A 13916-nucleotide genomic window follows, 5' to 3' on the forward strand; every position below is an offset into this window, starting at 1 on the left:
AATATTTCCTTGTATTTATTTATCCTTTGAGCGAAAGTTCAGTGACTTTGCCATTTTGAGCAGCGTTTTCGGGTAACAGAAAACTATTGCAGCCTAATTGACATCGTTCTTTTAATAGTTGCTTTGCACCAAGCTTATAAAAGTTTGCTTTTACTATCAGTGCATGCTGAATTTGATTACCAACAAAATCACTCACAATTTGATTGGCTAAATTCCAGAGTTCTTGCTGTGGTAGAAGACAGGCTGTTTGGTGCTCATTTTTGGGCTCGATAATAACTTCGATCTTTGTTGATATATCCCAAACTTGCTTGCCGGCAATCGCATCAATACCAAGCCTTGCATGTTGACCTGCAAAGCCCCCACTATTTATGCGCGTTTGCTCAGATTGTTTTAGCGGCTGCCACTGACCTACAAATTGGTTTATGCTGACATCACAGTCTAAATAGAAAGTTAAAATATTTCGCAGATCAGCAATATTTCGCGTTTTTCGACTGAAAAGACCACTGAAATAAAGCTGATGAGGGGCATTGCCCCCACTCAAAAATACCAAAATTTTTGTGTGGTTATCTTGATTGCTATTAGCAAAATTAAGCGCGGGTTTATACTTTTTCCAAGCTCGGTAGTACAACGAAATCAAACGATGATTAAACATATCGTAGAAATCTCTCATTGTACTGTCTTTATAGCGCAATCGTTGCATCACCAGTTCACTATAAAAATGCGGCAAAGCGCCAGAGCAACCGGTCATCCCCATAAACGATATTTCCATATCAAACTGAGTAATCCCTTCAATGCTTTTAGCTGGTTTTAATTTAGTTATCGCATTACCCGCAAAGCCAAACTTTTGTGTTGAACTGAACTTGATCAGCTCTAGTTTTGGCTGACAATCATAGCCAACTTTCCGGTATTGCTGGGCCGCACTCGACAACTGAGACTCGATCACAAACACAGCTTTGTAAAAGTCTATTTCTGTCGCGTTCTCGAGCAATTGTGCAATCATAGTAGCACTCCGGAACCTACTCTAGCTGGCCACTGATGATAAACTCGGTCTTGTTCTTTTAACTTTAGACTTAAGCGTGTAAAGCTATTAATTGATGCAAATTGCGAGAAGAAACAATCAAGAACTGAAGCAAAAAAGAACACCCCACTACCAGCGTAGTCATCATTTGCAAACGTAATTTCAATGTCAGTTCCTGCTGCAAAAGCGACCCGACCGTTTTGCATGACACGCGCAGTTGCAGGTTCAATTCTGACGCTATAGATGTTATCTATCATCCCTTTTGATTGCGGTGTTGCTTTAAAATCATATAGCCTCAATGTTTCTTTTAATTTCTCTGCACTTTGCTCACCACTAAATGAATCAAGAGTCAGGTGATTGATCAATTGCCAGCGAGTATTACTGCCAAGCACAGGTCTTACCGCATGAGTTGGTGCAACTAAACACCTGATTTTTTTTATTACATCGCCACGCTTTGGCAATGTAAAACCAAGTTCATCATCACCAAATGGTAAACTAGCTGGTAGATTACGATTACTGCATTGAGCCCGCGCTGTTACCACCGTATTTCCCTCACTGAGAGCTTGCGCACTATTTTCGAAGCCACCATTTACTAATGATAAATAGGTTTCGGTTCCCGCCTCAGCATAGCCACCAGCCCAAAGTGCTGTTTCTCGTCGAGTATGCCAATAGAGATCTTTATGCTCTTGATATTTAGGGTGTGTTTGCGCATAAAAAGGCGTCACTATCTGTTTATTCCCCTTGTGGTCAAATGCAACCACCTCTTCAAGGCTAATAACTTCAGATATTTCAGAGTCGATATAGCGTGGTGCGAGTTTATACTCATATTCGCTTAGCTCTGGGCGGATCGGTTCAAGTTCTTGTTCATATAAATTTATGATTGGCGTGCAACCCAGCAAGAACATGTCTTTATCTACTTGCTTCTCCAACTCGCTCGACTCAACATCTAAATAAAAATAAAGTGTTGTCGCACTGGCTTTGCGAGGGAGTACCGAGCGAATATTTTGTAACTTAAAGAACTTAAACTTTTCAGGGAAAATAAAGTTTTCGACTAATAGCCTATATGCTGATGATGAGCGCATTGAGTAAGGAACAACAGCTTCATGCTCCTCAAATCCAACTGATTTTAAATGAGTTTTCGAGAGGTAATGCACTCCCTCATCGCCATTATCTACTGCTATTCCGATGCAATGTTTAAACAATAGCTCGTATACTTTGAGCGCATAATGCCATTGTCCATGAATATAAACTTTTAGATCATTTAGCTCTGTTTCATGCAATGAAACGCCATCATACTCACCTGTCAGTTGTAACTTAAATATCGCTTTAGCAGGTTCATTAAACTTTGGTTTAGGCGCAATAAAAGGACTGTTATCAAACTGGGCAGCTGTTATCTCTACGGGCCATAAATTGGTATCAAAACAGCTTTGAAATTTACACTGTTTCATTCCTTCTACATTGGTTTCAAGCTCACTCCCGCGAGGAATAATGACCCCTGTCGTTGATAGGTTTTCTGATTCTAGCTTTACAATTGATAATGAAGGGATAGGTGCTTGGTAGTCTGGATAGAGTTGACCTAAAAGCGCATCCGTTAACTCAGGAAAGCTATCATCAAGTTTTTGCCTAATGTTGGCAGTTAAAAATGCAAATGATTCGACTAACCTTGAAACATGGGGATCTTCTATCACTTCGTCTGTAAGTTTTAACCTGCCTGCTACTTTTGGGTATTTTTCTGCAAAGTCTTTCCCAAGGTGGCGCACATACGCTAATTCACGATTGTAATATTTTAATAATTCATCATTCATAGTGAAGTCTCATAGATTTTCATACCTAAACTAACTGGCTCAACTTCAGAGTTAAAACTGATGTATTCTGGCTCTGGATCGGCATACAACAAGGCATTAATTCTTAGGTTTAATACTCGGTTAAGGGGTAGTTCTTCATCAACTAATACTTCAACTTCAATAAACCTAGGCTCAAATCGTAAAATCGCATCTCTAACTTTTTCACACAATGCAGCTCGCCCTTCATGCGAACTTACAACCATGCTCGAAAAATCAGGCAATCCATATGATAAACACGATGTTGCAAGCTCACTGTATTGACTTGGCCATGTGTGCCACTGGATCCGAGCATTTAGCAACGCCTCGATATCTCGTCTTACGTAACTTTTTAAAAGTGATAAGCTGATACCATCCGTTCGCTGTGGCGAATCCTGTACATCTGGCTCGTCATCTATCAAACGATCTAAAATCGATGCTTTGAGCGGCTGTTTGCTTGCAATCATGAAAATTTCACACTCAATTGATGAAAGAGCCAAGTTCAGACAATAAGACTGCTTCATCATTTATAAACAGCATTTTCATTCCGCGTCCTAAGTACATTTCTTCAGTTAGTTCCTGCCATTCAGTCACTTGGCCTAGTTTTTCTATTTCACTCTTTGAGTGTGGGTAAACAACTGGGATATGAGCAGTACCTAAAGGTCCATCTTTGATAGTGACCTCAACACGTAGCCAGATTTGCTCAACGATTGACTCTATTGGCTGGACTTCAAATTTTTCGATTTCATCAAAGCGAGCTAAATAAAACTCACCGTTGGTCCCCAAAATTTCCAGAAATGGGTTTAATAAATCATCAATATCTCTGATTGCAGTAAGTTGCTCATTTGCTGAATTGGTTCTGAAAGACTCAACTTTGGCTGCTTTATCAGTAGCCTCTTTTAAATTTTCTTCACGTAAATCGATATGCATCTGCAGAAATATCTCATCGAGTTCATCTGCTTCATGAAATAGTTTAGGAGCCGCTTTACCTTCATAAAAATCTTGTCGTGCTTGCTCGGCCCTGATTAAGTGTCTTAAATTAACAGCACCTACCGCTAGCTCAGGTGATTTAGTCACCATAAAATCTAATTGTTTATCCGCTTTTTCAAGTTCACCATTAACACACAGCAATTCCGTATAAGCGCTGCGAATATCAAAATTCAGTGGATCATCTTTTAGTTTTTGTGCGCAGTACTCTAATGCATCAGCTAATTTTCCATTGCGAATACACTCATGGATCTTTTTCATTTTTATTCCTTTATTTGATGATGAGGACTTAGTTCAGTCACTAATTTGATACTTGATACCATTTGATCAAGCTGAAAATGAGGTTGTAGTTGTAAGACAGAAAAGTAGTGGCCTGGCTTCGATTTATTTTCAGTCACTTTCACTTTCGCATTTGCCAAAGGATACTTACTTCTTATTTGCTCTGAGGCAGAGTCCGATGCTGTCGTGTAGTTATTAACCCATGCTTGCAAGCCTTGTTCACAAGCTTGAGCTGTACTGTAAGAACCAACCCGATCACGTGCTAGGAGCTTTAAATAGTGAGCAAAACGTGACACACATAAAATATATTGCAGCATAGACGATAAGCGGGCATTTACTGTCGATGCTTCACTATCGTAGTGCTTGGCTTGCTGAGCCGAAGCGTTACTATAAAAAACCAGATGCTCAGTATTAGTCACGGATGATGCTGGAATAAACCCAAGTTCAGAAAATTGCTTTTCTAATTTACTGGTTACAATCAAATCTATTGGTGGTTTAGCTTCTTTTCTGTACACATCAGTTGAAAAGTAATTTTTCGTCAAACCAGTAACGATACCTTTAGATATTTTACCTGGTTCAATGCCTCTTATTTGACCAAACCAACCACTTTCAGCATAAGCACGCACTAAAGTCGACACAAATTGGTAACCGGCGTTTCCCCATAACATGTCTGTTTCTGGTGTTGTTATTTTTTCTGTATATAAAAAGTCTAAGTGACGGGTACCGTCGTTTTTATAGGGTGCTCTGACTAAAACATGCGGCAATACAAGACCAACAAAACGCGCATCTTCCATGGCTCTAAAGCTACGCCACTTTGTATATTCGACCTGTTCAAATTGATTATATAAATCGAATTGGTAACCTAGGTCAGTAAAGCTGTTTGTACCAAATAAGCTTGCTGACACAGCAGTAATAAATGGCGAAAAGGAGGCTGCGGCTACTTTCGAAATTTCTTTTAAGGTGTCTATATCGTTGTAAATGGTACCCGGTGCACTCCCGTTAGTAATTTCGTAATCACCAATCAATACACCAAAGGGCTCTCCGCCAGGGCGATCGAACTCATTTTGATAAATTAATTGAAAGAAGCTACTTTGATCAAAATCGATTGCCTTATTAACATCTCTCGATAATGTATTCCAATCACAATCTAACAAGCGTAACTTTACTTTTTTTTCTTTATCGCTAAGTTCTGTTTGTAAAGTTAACCACCATAAATTGCGCCAGCTGGCTTCTAATTGTTGAAATGTTGGGTGATGTAAAATCTGATCTAATTGATCAGATATGAGCGAATCTATTTTAACAATGGTCAGTTGCAAATATGAACTGATTGACTCTTTATCCCACTGCAGTGGCGAATCAGAAGAGCCTTCAAGCCATAATAACAGCGCTTTAAATGTCTCTTTCTCATTTAGAAAGCGTTCCAATAAAGCGCTATTTTCGAAGATATCTGACGCTGTACTATGAGAAAATACAGCGTCAGCTCCTATGAATGAAAACTCTTCACAATTCATTTTGCATCATCCTTAATGCAGAAAGGGTTAACCAATCTCAGGGATTTTGGCAACCAATCTAAGTGATGACGTTAACTCTTCCATTTGTAACCATGGTCTTAACCACGCAACAGCATTATAGGCACCAGGTTGACCAGGAATTTCTTTAACTGAAACTTTTGCATCTGCTAAAGGATAACGTGCTCTGATATCTTGACCACCACCCTCTGTTGCATTTACGTAAGATAGAATCCAACGATTTAACCAAGATTCAACGTCTTCTGCTTCCATAAAGCTACCGATTTTATCGCGTGCCATTACTTTTAAATAATGAGCAAAGCGAGAAGTAGCCATTAGGTAAGGCAAGCGGGCTGAAATAGCAGCATTCGCAGTTGCATCAGGCGTTGAGTAAACTTGCGGTTTTTGACACGATTGTCCACCAAAGAACACCGCGTAATCTGTATTTTTATAATGACACAGTGGTAAGAAACCAAGCTTACTTAACTCTGCTTCACGTCGGTCAGTAATACCAATCTCTGTTGGGCATTTAAGATCAGGATCACCATCATCACTAGTGAATATATGAGTAGGTAAACCTTCTACTTTACCGCCGCCCTCTGCGCCACGAATAGCAGTACAAAAACCATATTGAGAGAATGCTTTTGTCATATTCGTCGCCATCGCATAGGCTGCATTACTCCAACAATAATCTGCGTTATCAGTACTTACAGAGCGACCGGCAAGCTCATCAACTTCAAACTCTTCATAGTTGAATTCTTCAACAGGTTTAGATGCTGCACCGTAAGGTAAACGAGATAAAAACCTTGGCATTGTGAGTGAAACAAAGCGTGAATCATCACTATCTCTAAATGAGCGCCATTTAGTGTATTCAAGTGACTCAAATACTTTTTCTAGATCTCTAGGTTTAGTGAGCTCTTCCCAACTATCAAATCCAAAGAGTGAAGGTGATGATGCCGAAATAAACGGACAAAAACCAGCTGCAGCAACGTTTGACATTAAGCCCAGAGTTTCAACGTCTTCGGGGTGATTCGTAAACTCAAAATCACCAACAATAGTACCGTAAGGTTCACCACCTGGTGTACCAAACTCTGACTCGTAGATTTTTTTAAATGTTTGGCTTTGATCAAACTCAACCGCTTTACTTAAATCTTTATGAAGCTCTTTCTTCTTCATATTAAGCACGCGAATTTTTAGAGTTGAACCAGTATCTGAATTCATTACTAAGTGATTCAAACCACGCCATGAACCTTCTAATTTTTGAAAGTCTTCATGGTGCATAATGACACTGAGTTGTTTCGATATTTTTTGGTCGATCAACTGAATCGCTTCATTGAAAGTCACTGTCATGTTTTTATTCCATTGAACAGTGCCCTTTAAAGCTTCTTCAGTTAAAGTGCGTAACAGCTCTTCCGCTCGACTTGCGTCTGTTTGTTTAGTTGCGCCAATCGCTTGAGTTAATAACGACGTTGACTCTGTCGTTGTTGCTGTGTCTAATTCTTGTGCTAGTGTTTCGGTGCTCATTTTTCAGACTCCTCTAACTTTAGCTCTTTGGCAATTGAATCAAGACTCGCCGTGTTGCTTAACACTTCCTCTAAGACATTTTCTAACTCTTCCGAGCGGTCAATCTTAGTCATTAGGTCTCGAAGTTTATTACGTGTCTCCATCAAATTGCGTAATGGTTCAACTTGATTTACGACAGCAGCAGGCTCAAAGTCATCGATACTTTTAAAGTTGAGATCAACACTAAATTTGGTGCCGTCATCAGTTAAAGTATTATCAATATCTAACTTCAGCGAAGGGCTCATTTTCTTTAAAACATCATTAAAGTTTTCTCTGTCGATTTGAATAAAACGACGATCTTTTAAAGGTTTTAATACTTCTTGATTATGACCTGAAAAATCGCCCATTACCCCAACCACAAAAGGCAGCTCTTTTTTTACAATTGCACCTTCAGTTTCAACGTCATAGGTAATATGCACTCTCGGTTTACGTACACGTTTTAATTTGTCATGGATACTCATTCAAAACTCCTTTTACTCGGTTTCTGTTTCGCTAACTTTGATGCCAGACAGCTTAAAGTATCCGGTCCTAGCATCACTATCGGTTATTAATTCATTTAATAATTCTGGTAGCGATAATTCGCTCCATCGAATAACTTGCTCAATGGTGTAAGACATAGGTGAATGTGGCTCTGTCTTTCTAAAAAACTGTGCAATTTCTTGCAACTTGTTTATCGCATTTTCTCGGCTATTGATTTGGGTATCATTTCGAGAGGGATTCTCTCCGACAGGTGTTTCGCCTTCAACCTGCTCATTTTCTTGCGGTTCTTGAATCGACTTCGCTTCAAGGGACTTAAATTTGTCTTCACCTAAATGTAAAACTGCATTTAAGCATTCCTCGAGTGCTTGCTTGATATTTGAAGTAGGCTGCGATTGTTCTGTAGCATTATCAAGTGCACTACTCAAAGCACTAAATTCTGCAAGGGCCTCTTCAATGCCATTTTTTATATCGAGGAAAAACTCTGCTGGTGTTTCTTGAGCACTTTTTTCTATCAACTCAAAATCAATAGCCCCTTGCGCTATTTTCTTCTCTCTTTTCTCTTCATTAAGTCGAGATATATCGTAAGCTTGCTGATATTCCCAATAAGTAAATGGTTCGTAGTTTTGGCTATCGGTTAATGCAATACTTTTGATAGGGATGATCAGTGCCCCATCCCCCGCTACACCATTTAAACCAACAATGGCAGAGACTTTATCAGATATCTCATCACCTTCATCAAGCGATGGGTAGAGCGCCTCAAAATGATGACTTATTAGTTCATGTGCCACGCGAAAGCCAAACGCCAAACCTTTAAAACCATGAACACGACACAATGCTTCAGTAAACCAAGCTAAATACTCTATATCTTTACTTTCTGATTTTAATGCTGCGCTGCATTGTTCCAACAATGGCTGCCAATCACGAGCAAGAGAAGCGATGCCTTCGTCATCGACGAGTGCAAGCCGTTCAGCAGCACGTAACTGATTGCGCATATCTTTTAAGGAATAATACGTTGAGGTAGGAGACACATCAGATCTTGGCTCAATGCCTGCGAATGCATCTTCACTAATTGGAGCTATATATTCATCAAATACAAACATTCCATTGCCTTACAAATTCCTTTTACACCCAAAATAGAGACGACGTAAAATAATACATTCCTTATTTTTAATTTCAAGCCACAAAACAATTAATTAAAATAAAATTACAAAAAATAAAATAATAAAACAAACCATCATCCACATTATTTTAATAATGGCTACTTACTCAATAATAAGGGCACAGTCAAATCATTATTAGTTAATGTTTTATCATTAGAATTATCTGACTTTTCATTTTTCACTAAAATAAAAGTAACATTATCTCTTGCGCCACGCACAAGAGTGGAATGAATTAAAGCCAAGCCTGAATCAATAATATTTTTAGGACCTAAGGCAATACTAATTTCTGAGTCATTTAGCTCACCAGTTAACCCATCTGAGCAAAGTAAGAAAATATCATCAGTTAATAAGTCGCCTTCTACAGAGTCGACAGACAGCTCATTTTGCACCCCTACCGCGCGTGTAATAACATTAGCTAAAGGGTGATTTACTGCTTCTTGCTCTGTGAGTAACCCCTCATCAATTAAATCATTAATTTGACTGTGGTCTCGAGATAACTGTAACAACCCATTCGCTCTGTAAAGGTATATTCTGCTATCACCTACCCAAATTGCTGAATACTTATTATCTTTGAAAAACAGTACGGTAACTGTTGTGCCGGCCGTTTTGTTAGCCAAAAAATCACTGCTATATTCAAGCAGTTTTGTATTGGCACTTTTTATTGCCTTGATCAACATCTCGGTCGAAATTGATGACGCAGGTAATTCTTCGACTTCAGCCTTGATAACATCTACCACTAGCTGGCTTGCAAAATCGCCCGCTTCATGCCCCCCCATACCGTCTGCAACAACCCAAATGTTATACTTATTAAGCTCTATATAAGCATCTTCGTTAAGTTCTCGAACGACTCCGCGATGAGACACGGCATAACTAATAAAATTTTTATTCACACTTACTTACCTGGGTATAATTCCATTCCCAATGCTGCCAACGTCCATCTAGCATTGCAGCCACCTGATTTACCGGTGGTAAACCTGCTGTCACAAAAACAACAGGTTTAATATTGATAGAACCGTGGGTCCACCAAACACTGTAATCCCCATACTTATTGAGTAAAAGTGAATGCAAGACATCATCTAGAGTCCCAACAGCTAATTCATCTCCTTGAAACTCAAATACAGCAGCAGATTTATTTTCATCTGGCGAAAGGCTTTTACTGAACTTTTTAGCAGTTGAATGACGAACTTTAAGCGTATTCAACACCTTTTTCTGCCAAACACTTAAGTCCACACTGTCATCAAGTACTGATAACACAGCGTCTTCATAATCAAGCGAAAGCTGGTTCGAATTTAACGCTGAAATGGGTGTACTATCGCTATCGATGAGAACCGTAAAGGGGTAATGGCGCCCAACTGCATCAACACTTGGTAAAAGTGTCCCCACTTTTGCGCTTTCTGTAATTAAGTTTTCAGACAATGCAAAGTGCCATACTGGACTTGTTAAATAACGTTCTTGCCACTGAGCGCCCAGCTGCTCTTTACTTACTGCTATTGCAGCCTGTAACCAATGCTCCCAATGCTCTGAAAACTGTTGGCAGATCCCTTCTTGTACAAAGTCACCCAAAAATGGAACCTTGCCCAAATAGCCAATACCTATAGCCTTGTCGGACATGAAAAACTCTCTATACTTGCGTTCCAAAATGGGTGTCTAATTGAGTTTGGTAATAATTCAACGGTTGCATTATTACCTTGCAGCGAAAAGTGCAGCTCTAAGTCACTTTGAGTTTCTGCTCGCTGAGCCTTTAAATCATCTAACATTCGATAGAAAGACCATTCGCCACTGTAACTCGTATTGATAGTCCTGCCACCATAAGGTGGTGTAAACACAATTCTGGTTTTACTTTGGGCAACGTCTCCCGGCCAAACAATACTTTTTACTTTCGGTGGACCATGTCGATAAACCATTGACTGACCATCAACTTCGATCATAAAACTGGAAATTGTTTGGTCGAGTTTTATCGGCTTTAAGCCAAACTCTATGCGTGGCGTATTACTGTTGCCATCGAAGAACACCTCACGAATTCTGGCTGCTTGCTCAAACATTTTAAGTGCGGATTCGCTTACACCTATGTTCTTTTCAAATCGCCATGGACTCTTACTGGTATCGACACTTGGCGCAATATAGGTAGTAAAGAAGTTATCAATTGTGCCCTTAGGGCCAAAAAAGTCAGAGAAATCTTTAAGATTAATTTCTTTATCTGAGTGAGGTACCAACGGGTAACGCCCTACGATTGCTGCGTTGTACTCACGTAAAACACTGCTTCTCCAGATTTCGTTTAAGTGCTGATTGGCACTTTTCCTTGTGATATTTGACGTATCTTGGCTTATGTTCAACAACCAATTACTGGCTGGATAAGGCAGCCCTTTACTTTGAAACTCAAGCTGGCTCAGAAACTCTGGTTTATTTTTACCACTTAATTGGTTCTTTACAGAAGACTTAAGTAACCCTCCACGGTCAAGTTGGTTTAAGTAAATATTTAGCTCTCTTAAACTTGCTTGAATTGTTTCAAGTTGCTGTGGTTCAATTTCTAAAATATCACTAAATGCTTCTTCTACTTGATAGCCAGGAAGCTTCACCTCAAATTTCGGTGTTTCATTGGGTAAGTAACGCTTAAGTCTATTAGCCTTAGTATGCATAGCGACTTCAGCTGCATTTGCAGCCACTTTACCGGCAGCCTTTTGATTTTCCGAAATAGGCAACTTAGTCAACTGAACATTTTTTTGAACAGTTGTAATAATATTTTTTATTGGCGCTTCTGGTCCAGCTAAAACATTAGTAACGCGAACACCTTCTGTTGGTGAGTTGAACTCATTTAAAGTCAGTTCATCGACAAACGAACGCCAGTAATAGATATAATCTTGAAAATACTTTTGCTCTAATTTCTTTTCGATCTCAGCTTTAGAAATATCGTATGTGTTTGCAGCTTCTTCACCGTAAACCCAACTACTTGCCATCAAGTTACCCAACATCTTGCTTTTCTCGACATTAAAAATGCCATGATAACCATTGTAAGTATAAAGACCTGGGATACTTTTCATCGTAGCTTCAGGGTTTTGAAAACTAAATTCTCTTGCGCTTTCGTAACTTATAATGTCTGTTAATTTTATTGGTGGAATGCTGCTTTCCATAAAATCAGCTTGCAGTCTCTGATAAGCTCTTTCTGCAATCGGCAGTTTTGTTAATTCAGCTCGAGCAAGACGAACAGCTTGATGATCAATTTCTTGCCCAGAGAAACCATGATCGAGTAGTGCTCGCGTATGCGCCATAAGATCACTACGATTAGTTACGTTCACATCCCCTGGAAGAGCTCTTTCGTAATAGGCACTAAACCAAGCAAGTAAATCATCTTGATTATAATGCTTAGGTTCAAATAGCATCAGATAGCTGCGCAAAGTCTCGTATAAATAACTCAAATAATCAGCTTGTTGCTCCATCTCAGATGTTAGCGCATTGAGTAAAAATGGTTCTAGGTATGTTTTTAGTGAACGCAAGTAGGCACTTTTTGAGGCCTCTGTTAGCTCTTCGACCTTACTAAAACCATACGCTTCAAAGTCTTCAGCATTAATCTCGTTAACAGGGAAGTTCTTTAGCTTATTAAAGCGCTGATTCAAAACAAGTAAGTTACTTTTATCTACCGTATTTTGATCTAATACTTGATATTCAGCTAACGCTTGATTTGTTTCATCTATCAACTCACTATTCCATGAAAAGCTAATAAACCAAGAAATACTTAATGCTATCAGAGTGATACATGTCACTGCTAAACATGATACCCGTAGCCACTTACTTTGCTTTTCATGATGTTTGTTGGTACTTGCTAAGTTTTGCTCAGGAAAAATAACGCTTTCTAATAAACGCTTTATAAAGAAGCTTCTCGTTTGATTGATATAGTCTTTTTTCGTCGAGTTTTGCTCAGTCAGCAAATTAGAAGGTGTTCCCTCTTGCGTTGCACTGGTAAGGTATACACCACGAAATATTGGCAGACTTTCATACGCATTTGGCGTAAATATTTCTTTTAAAAAAGAGTAACCAACACTTTGAAGAGCACGAAGTTGTTTTGGAAACTCAAACACTTTAGAACGGTTCGCCAAATCATGCTCATTAATCAAACGTCGATTTAATAGCGAGGTTAAATTTGAAATTAGCCCATGAAATTCTTTATTAAACACTTCAATTTGATTGTCAGAATCAGCATCAAGTTCAAAAGTAACCCCCCAAACTTGCTCCGTCTCTTCATCACTCAGTTCACTAAAAAACTCTCTAAAGCCTTCAACTAAGTCAACTTTAGAAAAAATAACATATACAGGAAAAGTCATACCAAGCTGACCCTGAAGCTCCTGCAAGCGTTGTTTTATCGCACGGGCATGCAAGTTACGCTCAGTTTTCGTTTGATTCATCAGTTCGGATATACCCATACTGATGATCACCCCATTTACAGGTCGTTTTGGGCGGTATTTTCTAAGTAGCCCTAAAAAGCCTTGCCATGCTTTAGAATCATGCAAAGCATGACTGTTTTGTGTAGTGTAACGCCCTGCGGTATCGATAATCACAGCTTTGTTGGTAAACCACCAATCACAATTACGCGTACCACCAACACCGTGAATTAAGTCAGTACCTAGCTTCTCCTTTAAAGGAAAGTCGAGACCTGAGTTATTAATGAAGTTTGTTTTACCTGACCCCGGTGGGCCAATCATAATATACCAAGGAAGCTGATAGATATTACGGCCGTTAAAAAGCTTAGCATCCTTCAACAACTCTATCGCCTCAACCATACGAGTTTTTAAGGTTTTAATCTCTTCTTGGACTTCATCTGCAGAATTAGCATCAACTTCTATCAGCTCTTCTGTCATGCTGGTATTTCGTTTGCTTTGATTTCTAAACTCAATCAGTTTAACTACGGTATAAACCAGTAAAATTGCTAAAATAGTGATGGCACGAGCAGCGACACTTTCAAACGGCTTATAATCGGCGATCGCAATCAGTGGACCACCAAACCAAATAAGTAGGAAGAGAGCTATAAAGCCAACTACAATCATTACCTTACGAGAAGTAGCAGCGTACATAGCGCGCTTGCACTTTTGAATAAAACTCATCACAACTC

At 39.2% G+C, this 13916-nt stretch carries 11 protein-coding genes; all 11 read right to left on the reverse strand.

Annotated features, from left to right (window positions below):
- Positions 1-19 precede the first annotated feature (19 nt).
- Positions 20-1000: a type VI secretion system baseplate subunit TssG gene (tssG, locus tag QUE86_RS16975; protein ID WP_286260709.1), complete on the reverse strand. Its 981-nt coding sequence runs from the start codon at positions 998-1000 to the stop codon at positions 20-22.
- Entirely contained in the window at positions 997-2823 is a 1827-nt protein-coding gene (gene tssF / locus QUE86_RS16980; RefSeq protein WP_286260710.1) for a type VI secretion system baseplate subunit TssF, read from the reverse strand. Before tssF ends, tssG begins: the two co-directional genes overlap by 4 nt.
- Complete coding sequence (gene tssE / locus QUE86_RS16985; RefSeq protein ID WP_286260711.1) at positions 2820-3305, reverse strand: type VI secretion system baseplate subunit TssE; 486 nt, start codon at positions 3303-3305, stop codon at positions 2820-2822. Before tssE ends, tssF begins: the two co-directional genes overlap by 4 nt.
- A 13-nt stretch (positions 3306-3318) precedes the next feature.
- Positions 3319-4086: a type VI secretion system accessory protein TagJ gene (locus tag QUE86_RS16990; RefSeq protein WP_286260712.1), complete on the reverse strand. Its 768-nt coding sequence runs from the start codon at positions 4084-4086 to the stop codon at positions 3319-3321.
- Positions 4087-4088: 2 nt separating this feature from the next.
- Positions 4089-5615 (reverse strand): type VI secretion system contractile sheath large subunit, encoded by a 1527-nt coding sequence (gene tssC / locus QUE86_RS16995; protein WP_286260713.1) that lies wholly within the window; start codon positions 5613-5615, stop codon positions 4089-4091.
- Between the two features lie 27 nt (positions 5616-5642).
- Positions 5643-7136 carry a type VI secretion system contractile sheath large subunit gene (tssC, locus tag QUE86_RS17000; RefSeq protein ID WP_286260714.1) on the reverse strand — a complete coding sequence of 498 codons (1494 nt, stop codon included), beginning with the start codon at positions 7134-7136 and terminating at the stop codon, positions 5643-5645.
- Positions 7133-7636, reverse strand: coding sequence for a type VI secretion system contractile sheath small subunit (tssB, locus tag QUE86_RS17005; protein ID WP_166338536.1), 504 nt, complete (start codon positions 7634-7636; stop codon positions 7133-7135). The genes tssC (QUE86_RS17000) and tssB overlap by 4 nt, the downstream gene beginning before the upstream one ends.
- A 12-nt stretch (positions 7637-7648) precedes the next feature.
- Positions 7649-8755: a type VI secretion system protein TssA gene (gene tssA / locus QUE86_RS17010; RefSeq protein ID WP_286260715.1), complete on the reverse strand. Its 1107-nt coding sequence runs from the start codon at positions 8753-8755 to the stop codon at positions 7649-7651.
- A 158-nt stretch (positions 8756-8913) separates the two neighbouring features.
- On the reverse strand, positions 8914-9705 hold the full coding sequence (locus QUE86_RS17015; RefSeq protein WP_286260716.1) for a PP2C family protein-serine/threonine phosphatase: 792 nt from the start codon (positions 9703-9705) through the stop codon (positions 8914-8916).
- A complete protein-coding gene (gene tagF / locus QUE86_RS17020; RefSeq protein WP_256853983.1) occupies positions 9698-10426 on the reverse strand; it encodes a type VI secretion system-associated protein TagF in 729 nt (242 codons plus the stop codon). The genes QUE86_RS17015 and tagF overlap by 8 nt, the downstream gene beginning before the upstream one ends.
- Complete coding sequence (gene tssM / locus QUE86_RS17025) at positions 10408-13908, reverse strand: type VI secretion system membrane subunit TssM (protein WP_286260717.1); 3501 nt, start codon at positions 13906-13908, stop codon at positions 10408-10410. Before tssM ends, tagF begins: the two co-directional genes overlap by 19 nt.
- Positions 13909-13916 lie beyond the last annotated feature (8 nt).

This window comes from Pseudoalteromonas apostichopi, from assembly GCF_030297135.1.
Lineage (GTDB): Bacteria > Pseudomonadota > Gammaproteobacteria > Enterobacterales > Alteromonadaceae > Pseudoalteromonas > Pseudoalteromonas apostichopi.